The sequence below is a fragment of the Bacillus sp. AFS029533 genome (genome assembly GCF_002585125.1).
GTDB classification, from domain to species: Bacteria; Bacillota; Bacilli; order Bacillales; family Bacillaceae_G; genus Gottfriedia; species Gottfriedia luciferensis_B.
In genome coordinates, this window is sequence record NZ_NUQC01000008.1 from 86,737 (window position 1) to 105,352 (window position 18,616).

Genomic DNA, 18,616 nt, shown 5'->3' on the forward strand with positions numbered 1-18,616 from the left:
TTATTTGTATTTGAATGCTAAAAAATTATTAAAAGGCGAAGCAAAAACAAAAACCATTATTAATCGATCGTTGTCCAATCTTGCGACCATTTCATTAATTCCTTAATTACTGGTTCTAAAGCCAGTCCTTTTTCTGTCAAAGAATATTCGATTCGAACTGGAGTTTCTGGGTAAACATCTCGTTTTACAATACCTGCTTGTTCTAAATCCTTTAGTCTTTCTGAAAGGACGCGCCCACTAATTGGCAAAGTTGATTCGATTGTACAAAATCGTTGTGATCCAGAAAGAAGTTGAAAAATTATAAGAATTGCCCAGCGTTTACTAATTAATTCTACGCTTTTTTCAAACCGAGGGCATAATAAAGAAAAATCCATTTAAAACCACCTCACCTATATCCATATTATAACTAAATTTGTATTAATAACAAGATTACGATACATAAATTTATTACTTGACGTAAGTTTATTACTAAATTAAACTTACTTACATAAAGTAACTAAATAATTTTTTTAGAAAAATAATAAATGTCTATAAATAGGTGGCAAAACAACATGAATATGAATACAGATGTATGTATTGTAGGTGCAGGACCAGGTGGTGCACTATTAGCATATTTACTTGCAAAAAATAATATTTCGACAGTCCTTGTGGAACGACATAGCGGAATTGATAAAGAATTTAGAGGGGAACATCTAAATTCTGATGGTGAACAAATATTAAAAAAACATCATCTTTATGAAAAAGTAAAAGAATACGGACTACTGCTAATGGATCGTGTGGAATATTGGAAACATAATAAAGTAATAAAAAGTATTTTTCCATCACAAGGTTCAAAACATGTTGGTATGCATGTTCCACAAAATCATTTATTAAATGTTATTTTAAACGAAGCAAATAAATATGAAAACTTTAAGCTTTTAATGGGCACACGTGTGTCTAAATTAATAGAAGATCAAGATGGTCGCTATATTGGTGTTAAAGCAATAAGGAATGGTACTGAAGTAACAATTAATAGTTCGATTATAATTGGTGCCGACGGTCGATTTTCAACAATCCGTAAATTAGCAAATATACAAACGGATATTATAAAACATGGATATGATTTACTTTGGGCTAAAGTACCAAGACCAGCAAGTTGGGATCCAACAGTTAGATTAACCTTGATTAATAAACAACAATTGGCTTTGTTTACTCAAGCAGGAGGGTTTATTCAAATTGGATGGAATATAGAAGAAGGTTCTTTTCCAATCTTAAGAAATAAATCTTTCAATCCCTTTGTAAACCAGCTAATCGAAGCATTTCCAGAACTGACTGAAACTGTTCAGGAAAATATAAAATCTTGGAACGATTTTGTATTATTAAATGTTCAAAGTAGCCGTAGCAAAACATGGGTAAAAGACGGCTTAATTATAATGGGAGATGCGGCACATACGATGAGTCCTACTGCTGCACTTGGTGTAAATATTGCAATGAAAGATGCAGATATTTTAGCAGAAATCATTCAAGATGCTATTCGAAACAAAGATACTAGTACAATAGTGTTAAAGAAATTTGAACATGCAAGACGAGAAGAAGTTGAAAGCTTACAAAAGCAACAACTAACACAGGAAAGTACTTTTAAACATCACTTTGATGTGATTAGATAAGAATGCCTTTTAAGTTTAAAAATGGACAAGTAAAAATTAAGAATTTTATTATATCAATATGAAATCGTGTAAGAAAACAGGAGGAAGCCTCATGATCAATGAAAAAGTAGTTTCTCTATTAAAAGAGAAAATTAATGTAATAAAAAATAATGATAAATCAATTTATTTAGTTGGACCAATTAAACTTCCAGTAAATTTAGATGGAGAAACAGTTATTTTTCAATGGTATTGTTGGCTACGCTGTGAGGATATTGAAGGAGATTTTTGTAGCGATGGATCATATAACACTGAAAAAATTATTAGTAAATTAGCTTCATCAAATTTAGCAGAAATGCAACAATCAAGCGTATTAGTTTATGGTGACTTTGAAAATTCAGAGGATGCACTAATTCGAATGCATAGTATTTGTCATACAGGTGATATTTTTGGAAGTAAACGTTGTGATTGTGGATTCCAATTAAAAGAAGCAATGAAAATGATTTCTTCAAATGAATCAGGTGCATTATTTTATTTAGCAAACCATGAAGGAAGAGGAATCGGTTTATTTAGTAAAGCAATGGCATATGTTCTTCAAGAGCAAGGATATGATACTGTTGAGGCAAATGAAGAGCTTGGTTTTGTAGATGATGCACGAAACTATGAAGATGCTATTCGAGTATTAAAAACACTTCGCTCAAAGCAGGTTACTTTAATTACAAACAACCCAAGAAAATTGGATGCCCTTCAAAAATCTGGAGCTAATTTATCTGGAAGAATTCAATTATGGGGAGACAAATCAAAGTATAACGAAAAGTATTTAGAGACTAAAATTGTTCGTTCTGGTCATTTTAAAGGAGGACGTACAAGTGAGTAATCATGAATTTTATATGAATTTAGCTATTCAAAATGCCATAGCTACGAAAGGTCAAACCGACCCCAATCCATTAGTAGGATCTGTAATCGTAAATGATAATCGGATTGTTGGAATTGGTGCTCACCTAAAAGCCGGTGAACCTCATGCTGAAATTAATGCGCTTAGAATGGCAGGCGATAAAGCTGAAGGTGGAACAATTTATGTAACGCTTGAGCCATGCTCTCATCATGGTCGAACTGGTCCATGTGCAGAGGCGATTGTACGTGCAGGCTTGAAAAAAGTTGTTGTTGCTACACTTGACCCAAATCCGCTAGTTGCAGGAAGAGGAGTAAAAATTCTTCAAGATGCGGGAATTGAAGTAACCATCGGAGTTTGCGAAGAGCAATCGATCAAAATGAATGAAGTATTTAACAAATATATTGTTAAAAACATTCCTTTTGTCGTAATGAAATCAGCGTCTACATTAGATGGGAAGATTGCTACCCATTCTTCTGATAGTAAATGGATCACTTCAGCGGAGGCTCGAAATGATGTTCATCAATTAAGAAATGAAATTGGCGCGATTTTAGTTGGCGTTAACACAGTTTTAAAAGATAATCCAGAATTAACTACTAGAATTCCAAACGGTCGTAATCCAGTACGAGTGATTCTCGATTCAACTTTAAAAATTCCTTTAGAATCAAAAGTAGTATCAGATCAGCAAGCTGAAACATGGATATTCACAAGTCAAAAACACTCTGAACAGAAAAGAATAGAGTTAGAAAATTTAGGTGTAAAAGTATTTGTTACGAGCGATCTAAATCGAGTTGATTTAAATGAAATGCTAAAAATTCTAGGTGAACATTCAATCTCTTCTTTATTAGTAGAAGGTGGTGGGGAAGTGAATGCTTCCTTTATGAATCAAAATTTAGTTGATAAAGTGATTGTCTATTTAGCTCCTAAATTAATAGGTGGAAAAAATGCACCTACATTTTTAGAAGGTACTGGGATTGATAAAATGGGACAAGCGATTGAACTTGAAGAAATCGAATTAACGAAAATTGGTCCTGATTATAAATTCATAGGCTATCCAAAATATACTACTTCATGAGGAAGGACTTTTAGAATGAAATTCGGTTTCGATATTGACGATACTTTAATTGATTTAAGACAACATGCTTTTCACATTTATAATAAAAAATTAAATAAAAACATCCCTATAGAAGCTTACAATGAATTAAAAACTGTTGAAATTCATGAACCTTTTGGCTTAACGGCAGAAGAAGGAAGCAAAATGTGGAAGAGTAATCTAGAAGAGACATACTTTACGACTTGTCCTCCATTTCCATATGCAGTTGAAACATTACAAGAATTAGAAAAGCAGGGACACGAAATTTATTATGTGACAGCAAGAAATAAAGAATATGGTGAACGAACAAAAGAATGGTTAATAAAAAACGGATTTCCAGTTCATCAAGATCGATTCTATTGTGGAATGAAAGATTTAGAAAAAATTCATATAATAAAAGAATTAGGTTTAGATTACTATTTTGATGATAAACCAGAAATATTGAACACACTCTCAGAATTAACTTTAAAGGCATACGTGAAAGATACTTCATATAATCGAGGATTGGACATCCCACGTATTACTTGCTGGTCAGAATTAAAAGAGATCATTGAGAGTAATTAATAAAAAAACACCTGTGAAAGGTGTTTTTTTGTGTGGTGAAAAATGAGTAGTAATTATCATCGTTTTGCAATTATACTTACTCATGAACCCGCCATGAGGAAGTAAAAATCAACATATTGGGATTATAGTTACTCATGAACCTGCTATGAGGAAGTAAAAATCAACATATTGGGATTATAGTTACTCATGAACCCGCTATAAGTAAGTAAAAGTCAATAATTTGCAAATATAGTTACTCATGAACCCACTAAGAGAAAGTTAGATTAAGTTTTACGTCGACAAGCTAAAAAAAAACACCCATGATAGGTGTTTTTCAAGTAAGATGTTTGCAAAACTTATTTAAATCTTTTAAATCCTAAAAAATGTTGGTTCCAATATGAATTGTTTATTTTAGAAATAGTTACTCCTGAACTACTGCTTGCATGGATAAACTCATTATTATTAATCACGATACCCATGTGGGACGGTCCATAAGTATAAGTGTTTTCGAAAAAGATTAAATCCCCAGGTTGAAAGTCATCTACGGATTTTAAATTTGAATTATTGTACCAATAACCTGCAACGTTTGTTCTAGGAAGTGACATTCCAGATTCTTTGAATACATAAGAGATAAACCCACTGCAGTCAAATCCAGTTGGAGTTTCTCCACCCCAAACATATGGTACACCTGAATACTTTTTTGATATGGTGATTAAAGTTTGTACATCAAATGATTGAATGTTATTTGAATCAACCTGATTTGAATTCACATTGTTTGAATCAGTCTTATTTGGATCTGTCTGATTTGAACCTGTTTCTTTTCCAACATAAGATGCACTAATATACCCAGTTGTCCCATTATATTTTACCTTATACCAACCATTAGCTAATGAGATTATATCTAGTCTTTGATTTTTATTCACACTACCTAAAATCTGATAAGAAGTTCCAGCCCCAGATCTTATGTGGACGCCATTACCAGTTGAAATGTAGTTTCCTGAACTGACTACTTGATTATTATTACTATTATTCGGCTCGGTTACTTTTCCAACATAAGATGCACTTATATATCCTGTTGTTCCATTAAATTTTACTTTATACCAACCATTAGACAATGAGATTACATCTAGTCTTTGATTTTTATTCACACTACCTAGAATCTGATAAGAAGTTCCAGCACCAGATCTTATGCGGACACCATTACCAGTAGAAATGTAGTTCCCCGAACTGACCACTTGATTAATATTAGTATTATTCGATTCGATTACTTTTCCAACATAAGATGCACTAATATATCCTGTTGATCCATTAAATTTTATTTTATACCAACCATTAGATAATGAAATTACATCTAATTTTTGATTTTTATTCACACTACCTAAAATTTGATAAGAAGTCCCAGCTCCAGATCTTACACGGACACCATTGCCGATTGATTTATATGTACTTATATTATTATTTGAATAAAGTTTACTAGATTGCAGAGTTTTCTTGGAATCAATAGAGGCTGCAGCTGCAGTAGTGTTATATGGAATTTGAATTGTTAATGTTGATGCAAGTCCAACTAATGCCATTGAGTTTAATGCTCTTTTTTTATTTCTTTCTCCTTTCAAATTTAACTTTATTAAGGTACTTGCTGATTTCGATTTCATTACTAACCTTCCCTCTAACCAATAACTGAAATAACAAAGAAAAATCCCTTACCTCATTTGATAGTAAGGGCAAATCTTAGATTACATGAATTTGGTAATTAAAATATTTACAATGTGAGATCACATTTAGTTTAAATTCTAACATAATAACATGGGTGGCTTCACTTATTTAGTGTAAAATTTTTCCGAAAAAGTAAAATTAAATCAAAATTTAACAAAAAAAACAAAAAAGAAACATTGCATTCTCATTATTCAACGACGTGAAAAAACTGTAATAGTTTTTTTATTTCAGTAAATACCTATAAGATTATTGCTTTATGAAAGTTTTGTTAATTAAACTAATAATATAGATAATACAAGCGTAAAAAAGTCTATTAAAATCTTAATCCAACCCTTTAATCGGAGGTGCTAGCCATAGTGACAAAGCTTGAGTTTGATATTCATAACATACTCATTACAAAACATACGGATTATAAAGGCTATAAAATTAGATTTTCGATCGATCAACAGCATTATGTCCTTTTAGTCGGTAAAACAAATATATTATTTCCTTTGTCTCTAATTCATACTTTTAATGACAAAGGTACATGTAAGCTTTGCAATAAACTAGTTTTACCATCAAATATTAGTCAACAAGTTTGTCCAACATTATTTAATAGAAGAAAAGAATTATTAACTTATTTCCAAGAACATTATTCTGAACAATTTTAAACAGACTTAAAATGGCTTTTGACAATCATCGACCAAAGTAAAATAATAAATTAATAAAGAAATCGTGATAAAAAACTACTTTTTGGGTAGTTTTTATTTTTTTATGAAAATATTTAACGATAATGAGTCATAAAAATAGCATTTCGTCATATATTTTGTTGAAAACGGAGGTGCTATTACACATGGTGATTCAAGACTTAGATATTCAAAACGTAATAATTAGTAAGCTTGGAGGATACGACGGTTATAAAATAAGCTTTTCAGTTAATCATCAAAGCTACATATTATTAGCCGGAAAACAACAAACGATTTTCCCTTTGTCTATTAAACATGCATTTATTGAAAAGGAAAAGTGTCAGTTTTGCAATAAACTTGTATTTAAATCTGCAATCAGCCAGCAAATTTGTTTAAATCTCCTTCTTAAAAAAAGCGATTTATTATCGTATTTTCAGCAAAAATATCCAGAACCATTTGAGCAAAAATAGGTTTTAAAGAAAACTGTCGAGGAAAAACCACTAAAAAGGTGGTTTTTTGTTTATAAAATGAGTACATATTAGTATTTAACCCTCCATGAATTCAAAATAGTTGATTAAGAATCGTAATAAATTAGTTAAAAAAACAATGTGGAAATACGATAATAATTGTTGTACTATTCTTGTAATTCTATTTTTATTGGGGGATATTTTCATGTCTAATTCTTTATTGACGACAAATACTATTTCTTTACAATTTTATAATGATCAATATGATGATCAATTAAAAAACTATTTTCTAGCTGATGAGCATCTAAAGTTCACTGGTCTGCCTATTGATAATATAGAGAAATGTGTAATAGAGGCTGATCGTCATGCGATTTTAATTTTGAGTAACAATGATGTTGCAGGATTTTTTGTTTTGCATGGTTGGGAAGGAGTTAGACAATATAGTGATAATACAAATGCAATTCTATTAAGGGCTTATTCTGTTGATACAAATTTTCAAGGAAAAGGGATTGCAAAACACTCTTTAAATTTATTGCCTTCTTTTGTAAAAGCGAATTTCCCTGAACGAGATGAAATCATTTTGGGCGTGAATCATAAAAATACTGCTGCACAGCATGTTTATTTAAAAAGCGGATTTATTGATAGCGGAAAGAGAGTAATGGGGAGAAAAGGTGAGCTCTTTATTATGCATATGGATCTAGTATAAGTATAGAAAGAGGGAAGATTGATGTACGGAGTTGTCGCGTTATTTGATGCAGAAACCGAACAAATTATTAAAGATATTTGGTCAGAGTTAAGAGAGAAATCGATTTCTTTCTATGCGGATGAAGTAGTAGATCGTAAACCGCATATTACTTTAGCAAGTTATCATAGTTTAGATAGAAAAAACTTCTTTGATCAATTTGATAAATTTTATGAGAATATGCCGGAGATAAATATTACGCTTAATTCAGTTGGTTCATTTCTAAATACTGGGACATTGTTTTTTTCACCAATTGTTTCAAGAGAGTTGATTGATTTTCATGAAGATTATCATACTTATTTTAAACAATTTAATGATAATCCAAATTCTATGTATTTGCCTGGTAAGTGGGTACCACATTGTACATTAGCTAATAGATTGTCACCGAACAAACTAGTAGAAGCGTATAATTATTGTTTACATCGAAATGATACATTGGCTGGGAAGTTACAAAAGGTTGCTATTATTGAATTGGTTAATAAAAATAATGTACCTATAATATATTCAAAGTATTTAAATCCGATAAATTAAGTTGAAAAACTCGTAAATCATTGCGAGTTTTTTAATTTTAAGGAAACTTGTTAATATAATTCAAGTATTAGATCAAGATAATGCACATTGTAAGTAATTGAATTTATTAATTGCTCTTATCCAACTCAAAAAGTGAACTGAAAATAACTCAATCGAGTTGTATTCAGTTCACTTTTTTTATTAATTTGAGTCGTTAAGACTCAATAAATGTTGATTTATTGGAGTTCTTTAATCCTGGCACGGTTATTGCAAGGTAAAAGATATAGGGGAAAAAATTAGGGAAATGTGAGGGGAGTTTTTGTAAATGACTTTTAATAAAGTACAAAATGCAACAACTGAAATCTTCGAAAGAACTTTAACGTATGATTTATACACTGATCCAAAGGTTTTAGAACAAGAACAAGAAAAAATCTTTTCAAAGACTTGGCAATTAGTTGGGCATGTTAGTCAGTTAGAAAATATTGGAGATTTCTTCACTGCCGAGGTAGCGGGTGAACCGATTATTGTAACTCGCGACAAGAATGAGGTTATTCAAGCTTTTTATAATGTATGTCCTCATCGAGCAACTAAACTAGAGAAAAATGAAAGTGGAAATAAAAAAATTCTACAATGTGGTTACCATGGATGGACTTTTCATTTAGATGGTAAATTAAATAAAGCTCCTAACTTTAGAGGGGAAGATTTAGCTTGTGTATCAAATGCTTGTTTACGATCTGTAAGGATGGAAATTGCTGAGTCATTTATTTTCGTTAATTTAGATGATCAAGCTACATCGTTAATTGAAACATATGGAGACTTTTTTGAAAAGCTAAGTAAATTTCCTTTTTTAAGTGAATTAAAAAGAACGAGCAGTAAATCGAGAATTATTAAAGCAAACTGGAAAGCATTCATTGATAATTATTTAGAGTGTGATCATTGTCATGTAGCGCATCCTAGCTTTGTTGCTACGCTAGATATGAAAGACTATCAAATTATTACATGTCAAAATTATTCTGTTCAAGGATCGGTCGTAAAAGCAAATAAGAAAATGGGATCATTAGATTTTAATGAAGTAGAAATGCAAGGTGGTACTTTCTATTGGTTATGGCCAAATTTAATGATGACCATTTATCCTGGCCCAGGAAATATTGCTACGATCCAAATGATTCCTATCGACCATGAAACAACACTTGGAGTCTATACTTACTACTTTAGAGATGAAAATTTAACACAAGAAGAAAAAGACTTAGTTGAATTTGCAGAAGTGGTTCGAAATGAAGATGTTGAACTAGTTGAATTAGAACAAGTTGGATTCCGTTCACGAGCATTTAATAAAGGCTTTTATTCATCGTCAGAGAAAGCAATTGTACAGTTCCATGAAACGGTCCTAAGAGCTTTGGAGGAAGAATGATGATAAACAAAGTGAGTCCGATAAAAAAGCATTTATTTATTAATGGAGAAGAGGTACAAACAAAAGAGTATTCAAACCTCTATTCCCCTTACACTAGAGAAGTAATTTCAGAGATTGCTGTTGCAACTAAAGAACAAACAGAACAGGCTATTGAAGCAGCATATCAGTCGAAAGACGAGTTTGCTAGAATGCCTGCATTTTTGAGAGCACAAATTCTTGAAAATGTCGTACAGTTATTAAAAGAAAATTTTAATGAAGCAGCGGAAATTATTACAAGGGAAACTGCTAAACCAATTACATTTTCATTGGGAGAAGTAACCCGAACAATTGAAACATATAAATTTGCAGCAGAGGAAGCAAAGCGAATACATGGAGAAACAATTCCGTTTGATGCTGCGTCTGGTGGTATAGGAAGAGTAGGATATACAGTAAGAAATCCGATTGGTGTAATTGGAGCGATTACTCCATTTAACTTTCCTATGAATCTAGTGGCTCATAAAGTTGGTCCAGCGATTGCGTCTGGAAATACGGTGGTTTTAAAACCGGCATCTCAAACGCCGCTTTCGGCACTATTTATAGCTAAGCTATTCAAACAAGCTGGCTTACCGGATGGTGTATTAAACGTTGTAACGGGTCCTGGCCGTACGGTTGGCGACACGATTGTTGAAGATGGTCGAGTAAACATGATTACATTTACTGGTAGTACTAGTGTTGGGATTAACATAAGGAATAAAGCAAAGTTAAAGAAAACAACGCTTGAACTTGGATCAAACGCTGCCGTCATTATTGATAAAAATATTAATATTGATAAAATTATTGATCGATGTATAATGGGTGCTTTTTCAAATCAAGGTCAAGTATGTATTTCTTTACAGAGAATTTTTGTTCATGAAGAGATTTACGAAGAGTTTACTAATAAATTTGTAGAGGCAGCTAAACAATTAAAACTTGGTAATCCGTTCGACCATGAAACATATCTTTCTTCATTAATAACTCCGGATGAATTAGATCGAACGTTAAGCTGGATTGAAGAAGCTAAACAAAGCAATGCAACTATTCTAGCAGGTGGTAAAGCACAAGGAAATATACTAGAGCCAACAATTATTGCTAATTGTACACCTAGTTTAAAGGTTTCTTGTCAGGAAGTATTCGCTCCAATTGTAACGGTTACTAAGGTGAAATCAATCCGTGAAGCCATCTCCCATGTAAACAATTCACACTATGGGCTACAGGCTGGAATCTATACGGATAGCGTATCGAATGCACTACTTGCTTCAAACGAGCTCCATGTAGGTGCGGTAATCATTAATGATGTTCCAACGTTCCGAGTGGATAATATGCCTTATGGTGGTGTGAAGGAAAGCGGAACTGGAAGAGAAGGGATAAAGTTTGCAGTTGAAGAAATGACAGAGATGAAGCTAATTGTCTGGAATCAAAACTGAATTAAGTAAGGTAGGAGATATGGTATGAAAACACATAAAATAGCAGTTATTCCAGGGGATGGAATAGGGCCGGAAGTAATTAATGAAGGCGTGAAAGTTTTAAATAAAATAGCTAGTCTCGATCATACTTTTCAATTTGAATTTACGTCTTTCCCTTGGGGCTGTGAGTACTATGCGCGATACGGAAAAATGATGGATGATGATGGGATTGAAAGATTAAAAGAATTTGAAGCAATTTATTTAGGAGCTGTTGGATTTCCTGGTGTACCTGATCATATCTCATTGTGGGACTTGCTATTAAAAATTCGTAAGAGCTTCGATCAATACGTGAATATACGTCCTATAACTTTATTAAAAGGAGCACCGTGCCCTCTCGTTAATTTCAATTCTGAAGATATAAATATGTTATTTATCCGAGAGAATACAGAAGGTGAATATGCAGGTGCAGGAGATTGGCTATATAGAGGAAAAGAGAATGAAGTAGTTTTACAAAATAGCGTCTTTTCACGTAAAGGTACTGAACGAATCATTCGATATGCATTCGAAGTAGCCCTAAAACAAGGAAAAACATTAACAAGCATAAGTAAAGGTAATGCTCTAAATTACTCAATGGTATTTTGGGATCAACTATTTGAAGAAGTGGGCAAAGAATATCCTTCAGTAAAAACATATTCTTATCTTGTTGATGCAGCTGCTATGCTCATGATTAAAGATCCAAAACGATTTGAGGTAGTAGTGACTTCTAATTTATTTGGTGATATTTTAACAGATCTAGGTGCGGCTATTGCAGGAGGTTTGGGACTTGCAGCTGGAGCAAACATAAATCCTGAGAGAGTATATCCATCAATGTTTGAACCAATTCATGGTTCAGCTCCAGATATAGCTGGAAAACAGTTATCAAATCCACTTGCAGCAATTTGGTCAGCTAGCCAGTTGCTCGATCATTTAGGGTATGAACAATATGGTAAGGTAATTCTTACCGCAATTGAACAATTATTAATTGAAAAAAATGTCTTAACGCCTGATCTAGGGGGTTCATCTTCCACTTCAGAAGTAGGGGATTGTATTGTTGAATTGATAGCTTCTAATATGAATGTTTTACAGACTCAAAAAAATTAATTATTTTAGACTGTTGATACGCTCGCTTTCTTCGTTGCTTCGCCTGTTCAGCGCAGTGCTCATTACCGTCAAAGGTAACTCCACTCCTCACCTGGCTTCGCGGCTCGAAAGACAAGCGCTCGCAATCAGTCTGAAAAGCAAGTTTTTAGTACTTTGTCTACACAAAAAAAGGGAAATACTATAGAAGTATCTCCCTTTTAGTTTAATCAGTCAAAATCTATTCGTTTTTACAATACTTTTGGATTAATTTGTTTGCTTTTGTTTGACTTAAACCAAGATCCTTTGCAACTTTTCGAGAGCTCTTATGAATCCTGTAAGATTCGATAATCATTTTTTTCTCAGTTTCTTCCAAAATATTTTCCAATGAATTATCCTCTTGGATTGTAACTGGATGATTTTCAGGAATTAATTGCGACGGCAAATCAGACAATCGTATGACTGATTCGCTAGTAATAACAAGTCTTTCAATAATATTTTCAAGTTGTCTGATATTACCTGGCCATTGAAAAGCTTCAAAAGTATTTTTTACATTTGTTGAGAATGTGCGGTTCACTTTGTATTTATGATTGAATTTAGTTAAGAAATGATCAGCTAATATAGGAATATCTTTTTTTCTATTTCTAAGTGGAGGAATTTGAATATCAATTACATTTAATCGGTAAAATAGATCTTCTCTAAACTGTTTTGATTTTACCATTTCTAATAGATTACGGTTCGTCGCCGTAATAATACGAACGTCAACCTTTTTTAATTCTCTGCCACCTACTGAAAAAAAGCTACGATCTTGTAATACTTGGAGTAATTTTGCTTGGAATTTCAAAGAAATTTCTCCGATTTCGTCTAAAAAAATTGTTCCCTTATTTGCAGTTTCGAGTAAGCCAATTTTTCCATTCTTTAAGGCTCCTGTGAATGCGCCCGTTGCATAGCCAAATAGTTCAGATTCCAATAAATCTTCTGGAATGGCAGCACAATTAATGGCGAGAAAAGGACCGGCATTCCGATTACTTAAATCATGAATATATTTTGCTAGTACACCTTTTCCTGTTCCCGATTCACCTTGAATTAAAATATTTGTATCAACAGGAGCAATCTTTTTACAAAATTCAATGATATTTGTCATTTCTTCGTCAATTGTTAAAAATCCATTTGAATTAAAATGTTTGCTCGAATCAAGCATTTCATAAGTGTTATTATGAATTATAGAAATATAATTCTTTTCGCGAGATGTAATAAAAATGAAATCTAATTTTTTATTAATAGGATTGAAAATTGGAATGGCAGTTGTTACTAATTCTTTACCAGTATGTGTAGTCTGATTGATTGTAACGGTATTATTTTTCTCTAAAACTATTGGAATAATTGAAGGGGTCCAATACCCTTTTTCCAAAAAAATGTCATTATGTTTTCCTATAATTTCGTTCTGTCGTAAACCGTAATGTTGCTCGCACATTTTATTAACATAAATGATTTCAAGATTTCGGTTTAAAATATAAATTTCATCTGAAGAATAGTTTAAAATATTTAGCAACACTTCTTTATCAAATTCTAGTATTTCTGAAAGATTAGAATAACTTTTCATCATTTATGCTCCTTTATTAAGCGCTTACAATAAGAGAGTAAGATTTTACTATTTTATAAAACGAGTTTAACATAAGTCTATAAAATATTAACAGAATTTTTTAAATAATCAACTTAAAGACAAGGAGGAAACGGAATGAAATATTTAGCAATTTTTTTAACTATTTTTGCTTTCATAGGATCATTAAGTGTTGTGAATCGAGTGGAGCCTTACATATTAGGATTACCATTTATTGTATTTTGGTCTGCGAGTTGGTTAGTAATCACATCTGTTTGCCTTTTTATTAGTAATGCAATATTAGAGAAACAGGAGGAAAATCAATGAGCATTCTATTAATTGGAATTACGTTTCTAATAGCTCTTTATTTAGGTATCCGTGCCCGAAGAGGAAGAGAAATGAATATGGAATCATGGGTAGTCGGGGATCGGAATTTTGGTAGTATTGTCATGTTCGTCCTTATGGCAGGTGAAATGTTTACAACGTTTATTTTCTTAGGAGCTAGTAGTGCATCTTATTCGATGGGTGGTCCAGTAATCTATATTTTCTGTGCTGTTACTTATATTATTCCATTTTGGATCTTACCTCACATTTGGCGCTATGCAAAAAAACATAATTTATTAACACAGCCAGATTTCTTTGTTAAAAAATATAATAGTAAATCATTAGGACTACTTGTTGCACTAGTTGGAGTTGTTTCAATTGTTCCATATATGGTCCTCCAACTAAATGGAATAAAAATAATAGTATCTGAAGCTTCCTACGGCGCTATTTCTCCAAATTTAGCAGTGTGGATTGGTGTAATTGTTGTAACAATCTTTGTTTATATTTCAGGAATTCATGGTTCAGCATTTACAGCTATATTAAAAGATATTTTGATGCTCATAACAATTTTGTTTTTAGGGATTTATTTACCTTTCCATTTTTACGGTGGTGTAGAACCGATGTTTAGAACATTAGATGCCGCTAAACCCGGGTTCCTATTATTACCTAAGTCTGGCTATAGTATCTCATGGTATGTATCAGTTTGTTTAATTATTGCGCTCGGTCAATATATGTGGCCGCATGTTTTCGGAGCAAGTCTATCATCAAAGGACTCACAAACATTACGTAAAAATGCGGCACTTATACCTCTTTATCAAATTTTGATGGTTTTTATTCTTTTTATTGGTTTTACTGCACTTTTACAAATGCCACATATACCAGATGGACGTACTGATTTAGTTTTATTCGAAATTGCTAAAGCAACACTTCCGCCTTGGTTTATTGGTGTAATTGGCTCGGCTGGTTTACTAGCAGCTTTAGTTCCTAGTTCGTTGTTATTATTAACTGCCTCAACCTTACTTTCTAAAAATATTTATAAAGCAATAAAACCGGAAACAAGCGATGCAAAGTTAGCAGGACTTACAAGAATTTTAGTCCCGATCATTGCTTTAATCGCATTATTTTTTACATTTTATGGTGGAAAGACAATGCTTTCTCTTTTATTAATGGCATATAGCTTCGTCTTACAATTATTCCCTGCACTAATTGTTACGTTCTTTAAACGTAATCCAGTTACAAAAATAGGTGCAGTTGCAGGGATACTATCTGGACTAGTTACAGTAGCATACGTAACAATAAAAAATACAACTTTTGGAACAATATTCCCTCATGCTCCTCAATTTTTGAAAGATTTTGATTCAGGATTTATTGCATTCACGATTAATATTGTCTTTATGTTTGGAGTTAGTGGAATAACTTATTTAATAAAAATAAGACCAAGGGTGAGACAAGAAACTATAAAGGAACAATGGTGAGAAGATGAAGATTATATGTATCGGTGATAGCCTTACAGAAGGCTTAGGAATCTCGAAAGTTGATGCATGGCCAACTATTCTTCAAAATGAATTATCAGTCGAGGTTATTAATAAAGGGATTTCAGGAGATACAAGTACTGGAATGCTGTCACGATTTTACCATGATGTCATATTAAATAATCCATCACACGTTATTATTTGTGCAGGTGGAAATGATTTGTGGTGGGATGTTGAAATAAACTATATACTTTCAAATATTTATTCGATGGTAAAGCAAGCAATGCACAATGGTATTCAACCTATTTTAGCAATCCATCCACCAATCCATATAGATCATATCAATCATGAAGAAGTGTGGGAACCGATTGCTGGTTTTGATACATTTGTGTTGAAGGCACAAGAGTTAGCTAATCGAATCGAGAAAATGGTAAAAGTGAATCAATTTAATCTCATTGATTTTCGAATTCCATTTCAACAACATAAGAATCTAAACTCGGAGTTTTTTGAAGGTACTGATGGCGTTCATCCAAATGAACTTGGTCATAATGCTTTAGCAAAACAGGCATATCAATCGATTATCGAGTTATGATGGTTTAAGGCCTAAAAAGAACGGATAGCTAAGGCTATCCGTTTCAGACTGTTGACAAACGCTCGCTTTCTTCGTTGCTTCGCCTGTCTGTGGTGCTCATTACCGTCAAAGGTAACTCCGCTCCTCACCAGGCTTCGCGCCTCGAAAGTCAAGCGCTTGCAATCAGTCTGAAAATCAGATTTTTAGGACTTTGTCTACACACTAGAACGGATAGCTAAGCTATCCGTTTTTTATTTTGGAAAAGAAGCAATAGGCTTGGGGCTCTAATAAAATTTCTTCAACATCTTAGTTCACTGTATCAATTGCTTTTAGTTCATAAACCATATAAGTATTCTTATTCCGCCATTCAATGCTTTGAATAACAGCTACTCCAAAAGGTTTTTCATCATTCTTTCGGGAGACATTGATTGGTGTATCAATAGGAAATAAATGGTACCCGTTAAGTTCTAAAGAGAATAGATTGTTTTCTTGTCTAACGGCGTGATCGTTCGTTACAATTAACCAATTAAATTCAAATGGCATACTCATATTTTGAAAACTCCTTAAATTGAATAGATATAATATTTAATATAGAAAGAATTAAACACTTAAAAATATCTTAATATATTTTGGTTGTGAACACAAAAAGGGGATTGTATGAAAGTCTATAAGAGAGATGGGGACTATCAATGAATAAGAAGCGTAGTAATCAATTCCGTTTAAGCGGTGGGCTTCAAAATGATGTTTTTTTTGATGAAGAATATAATAAGGTGGTTAGAAAGTCTAAATTAGGAAGAACAAAAGAAATGGTGTTACAGGAAATTCAGTTTATAAATTTTTTACATATGCAAGGAGTAAATGTCCCAAGAGTGGATCATAATCTAGGAAAAGAAGATGAAAGAGTCATAACTTATTTTGATTATATTAATGGCGAACAAATTGATGTTACAAATCCTAATCATTGGAACATACAACTGTTTGAACAATGGGGTAAAGAATTGGGGAAGATGCACTCTTTAGTCAAGAAGTATAAATTAAGTGAAGTACATCGTCCTGTATGGTCACCTAATCGTGTTGATGTTTTTGGGATTAGAGATCAGTTAGTTCCTACTATGAAAGAGATTTATGATAAACACATGGAAAAGCTATTACAATTTCAAGTGAAATCCGATACATTTGGGCTTATTCATAATGATTTTCATCAAGGGAATATAATTCTAGTTGGTAATACGCCCTTTATAATCGATTTTGATGATTGTGCATTTAATTGGTTCGCACAGGATATTGCTACAGCTTTTTATCATGCATATTGGCAACAGAACTCTTTTAACCAAATGAATGAACAGTTTATTAAGACTTTTTTGACGCGCTTTTTTAAAGGATATAAACTAGAAAACTTACTTCATAATGACATAGTAAAACAAATCCCAGTTTTTCTTAAATTGAGAGAAATATTTTTGTACCATTTATTTGTTCAAAAATGGGATTTGAATCGATTAGAGGAATGGCAAAAATATACACTTATTGATTTAGAAAATAAGATTAATAATGATCTACCATATGCAAATATCACAGATTTTTCGATATATCAATAAAGGAAGCACAACCAGGATTTTTAATGTAGTTTTATACTTTTTATAAAAGCTAAAAACATAGGGTAGCTCTAGTTATTATAGACTGGCTATCCTTTTAATTTTTTAAAACTTTTACAAATACTCAAAAACGTGTGGTCATTGATTAGGTAATTCGACTATATAATAGAATAAAATAATTTTTTGTAGTTGCTTTTTTTGGAAGGGGCTGATGTTTATGCGAAGAAATAAGAATGCGGCTCTTATTGTAATTTTATGGTTATGCATGGTGCTTTTTATAGTTGTTAATGCAATACGTCATATTCGAGTATATATGGTTTACAGTTCAGGCTTAATGCCTTTTATTGTTTGTGGAATGATTATCTTTGCGATTATTATCCTTTATGTAAGAGGGGCCAAACAGCGGAGATAGACATAATGATCTAAAATTACTCTTGTGACGAGTGGTATTTTAATATGTAACCATTGAATAGAAGAGAATAAAAAGGCTTTACTTTTAATGAGGAAAAAGAATTTAAGATTAAAGTAAGCTTATGGGGGTTCCATTGGTCACAGAGGGTGACATATGGTAGCCCTTTTTTTATTTGAACAGTTTTAAGATCTGAAAGTTGTTAATAGTGGGCTATCTTAGCAAATTATCCTCACTTCTATAGATAATTAGCGGGTTCTATCAATTTTTTATTCAATATAGAAAGATTAATAGCAAATTGGCAGTTTTCTATTTTTGAAGGTACCTGTTTTTATAAGTTTTAGGTTAAAGTACCCTTACTAGTATAGTTATTATTTTATTTTAATTGCGGTTCCTTGTAATTTAATTGCAGATTAGCTAATTTTAATTAGAATTATGTATCTACGTCAATAA

Annotated in this window: 20 protein-coding genes; 16 read left to right on the plus strand and 4 right to left on the minus strand. The window is 32.3% G+C overall.

What is annotated here, in order from left to right:
• Positions 1–59: 59 nt before the first annotated feature.
• Positions 60–374 (minus strand): winged helix-turn-helix transcriptional regulator, encoded by a 315-nt coding sequence (locus tag COE53_RS04635; protein ID WP_025671317.1) that lies wholly within the window; start codon positions 372–374, stop codon positions 60–62.
• A gap of 177 nt (positions 375–551) precedes the next feature.
• On the opposite strand from COE53_RS04635, the gene COE53_RS04640 reads away from it, so the two are divergent.
• From COE53_RS04640 to COE53_RS04655, 4 genes are all read left to right on the plus strand, one after another.
• Positions 552–1,646 carry an FAD-dependent monooxygenase gene (locus COE53_RS04640; protein ID WP_069032921.1) on the plus strand — a complete coding sequence of 365 codons (1,095 nt, stop codon included), beginning with the start codon at positions 552–554 and terminating at the stop codon, positions 1,644–1,646.
• Positions 1,647–1,737: 91 nt separating this feature from the next.
• Positions 1,738–2,499, plus strand: a complete 762-nt coding sequence (locus COE53_RS04645; RefSeq protein WP_069032922.1) for a GTP cyclohydrolase II — start codon at positions 1,738–1,740, stop codon at positions 2,497–2,499.
• Positions 2,492–3,589, plus strand: a complete 1,098-nt coding sequence (gene ribD, locus COE53_RS04650) for a bifunctional diaminohydroxyphosphoribosylaminopyrimidine deaminase/5-amino-6-(5-phosphoribosylamino)uracil reductase RibD (protein ID WP_091024237.1) — start codon at positions 2,492–2,494, stop codon at positions 3,587–3,589. Before COE53_RS04645 ends, ribD begins: the two co-directional genes overlap by 8 nt.
• 15 nt (positions 3,590–3,604) lie before the next feature.
• Positions 3,605–4,171 carry a 5' nucleotidase, NT5C type gene (locus COE53_RS04655; protein WP_091024239.1) on the plus strand — a complete coding sequence of 189 codons (567 nt, stop codon included), beginning with the start codon at positions 3,605–3,607 and terminating at the stop codon, positions 4,169–4,171.
• A gap of 335 nt (positions 4,172–4,506) precedes the next feature.
• Here COE53_RS04655 and COE53_RS04660 read toward each other — a convergent pair whose 3' ends face one another.
• Positions 4,507–5,802 (minus strand): C40 family peptidase, encoded by a 1,296-nt coding sequence (locus COE53_RS04660; RefSeq protein ID WP_098947511.1) that lies wholly within the window; start codon positions 5,800–5,802, stop codon positions 4,507–4,509.
• A gap of 417 nt (positions 5,803–6,219) precedes the next feature.
• Between COE53_RS04660 and COE53_RS04665 the strand changes: the two genes are divergently transcribed.
• From COE53_RS04665 to COE53_RS04695, 7 genes are all read left to right on the plus strand, one after another.
• Complete coding sequence (locus tag COE53_RS04665) at positions 6,220–6,513, plus strand: hypothetical protein (RefSeq protein WP_069033348.1); 294 nt, start codon at positions 6,220–6,222, stop codon at positions 6,511–6,513.
• 182 nt (positions 6,514–6,695) lie between these two features.
• Positions 6,696–6,998 carry a hypothetical protein gene (locus COE53_RS04670; protein ID WP_069033347.1) on the plus strand — a complete coding sequence of 101 codons (303 nt, stop codon included), beginning with the start codon at positions 6,696–6,698 and terminating at the stop codon, positions 6,996–6,998.
• A gap of 202 nt (positions 6,999–7,200) precedes the next feature.
• A complete protein-coding gene (locus COE53_RS04675; RefSeq protein ID WP_069033346.1) occupies positions 7,201–7,701 on the plus strand; it encodes a GNAT family N-acetyltransferase in 501 nt (166 codons plus the stop codon).
• Between the two features lie 21 nt (positions 7,702–7,722).
• Positions 7,723–8,268 (plus strand): 2'-5' RNA ligase family protein, encoded by a 546-nt coding sequence (locus tag COE53_RS04680; RefSeq protein ID WP_069033345.1) that lies wholly within the window; start codon positions 7,723–7,725, stop codon positions 8,266–8,268.
• Positions 8,269–8,572: 304 nt separating this feature from the next.
• Positions 8,573–9,658, plus strand: a complete 1,086-nt coding sequence (locus COE53_RS04685) for an aromatic ring-hydroxylating oxygenase subunit alpha (RefSeq protein ID WP_069033344.1) — start codon at positions 8,573–8,575, stop codon at positions 9,656–9,658.
• Positions 9,658–11,100 (plus strand): aldehyde dehydrogenase family protein, encoded by a 1,443-nt coding sequence (locus tag COE53_RS04690; protein WP_069033343.1) that lies wholly within the window; start codon positions 9,658–9,660, stop codon positions 11,098–11,100. The genes COE53_RS04685 and COE53_RS04690 overlap by 1 nt, the downstream gene beginning before the upstream one ends.
• Before the next feature lie 24 nt (positions 11,101–11,124).
• Complete coding sequence (locus tag COE53_RS04695) at positions 11,125–12,219, plus strand: tartrate dehydrogenase (protein ID WP_069033342.1); 1,095 nt, start codon at positions 11,125–11,127, stop codon at positions 12,217–12,219.
• Positions 12,220–12,436: 217 nt separating this feature from the next.
• On the opposite strand, the gene COE53_RS04700 is transcribed toward COE53_RS04695, so the two are convergent.
• A complete protein-coding gene (locus tag COE53_RS04700) occupies positions 12,437–13,798 on the minus strand; it encodes a sigma-54 interaction domain-containing protein (protein ID WP_069033341.1) in 1,362 nt (453 codons plus the stop codon).
• 135 nt (positions 13,799–13,933) lie between these two features.
• On the opposite strand from COE53_RS04700, the gene COE53_RS04705 reads away from it, so the two are divergent.
• Genes COE53_RS04705 through COE53_RS04715 form a run of 3 tightly spaced genes read left to right on the plus strand, consistent with a single transcriptional unit; the run spans position 13,934 to position 16,183 of the window.
• Positions 13,934–14,122 (plus strand): DUF3311 domain-containing protein, encoded by a 189-nt coding sequence (locus tag COE53_RS04705; RefSeq protein ID WP_069033340.1) that lies wholly within the window; start codon positions 13,934–13,936, stop codon positions 14,120–14,122.
• Positions 14,119–15,594 carry a sodium:solute symporter family protein gene (locus tag COE53_RS04710; protein WP_069033339.1) on the plus strand — a complete coding sequence of 492 codons (1,476 nt, stop codon included), beginning with the start codon at positions 14,119–14,121 and terminating at the stop codon, positions 15,592–15,594. Before COE53_RS04705 ends, COE53_RS04710 begins: the two co-directional genes overlap by 4 nt.
• Before the next feature lie 4 nt (positions 15,595–15,598).
• Positions 15,599–16,183 carry a GDSL-type esterase/lipase family protein gene (locus COE53_RS04715; RefSeq protein ID WP_069033338.1) on the plus strand — a complete coding sequence of 195 codons (585 nt, stop codon included), beginning with the start codon at positions 15,599–15,601 and terminating at the stop codon, positions 16,181–16,183.
• Between the two features lie 285 nt (positions 16,184–16,468).
• Here the strand turns inward: COE53_RS04715 and COE53_RS04720 are convergent, their stop codons facing one another.
• Positions 16,469–16,711: a DUF2584 family protein gene (locus COE53_RS04720; protein WP_069033337.1), complete on the minus strand. Its 243-nt coding sequence runs from the start codon at positions 16,709–16,711 to the stop codon at positions 16,469–16,471.
• 140 nt (positions 16,712–16,851) lie between these two features.
• Here COE53_RS04720 and COE53_RS04725 point away from each other — a divergent pair, with 140 nt between their 5' ends.
• Both COE53_RS04725 and COE53_RS04730 read left to right on the plus strand, forming a co-directional pair.
• Entirely contained in the window at positions 16,852–17,757 is a 906-nt protein-coding gene (locus tag COE53_RS04725; protein ID WP_098947512.1) for a phosphotransferase enzyme family protein, read from the plus strand.
• Positions 17,758–17,971: 214 nt separating this feature from the next.
• Entirely contained in the window at positions 17,972–18,166 is a 195-nt protein-coding gene (locus tag COE53_RS04730) for a hypothetical protein (RefSeq protein WP_069033336.1), read from the plus strand.
• The last annotated feature ends 450 nt before the right edge of the window (positions 18,167–18,616 follow it).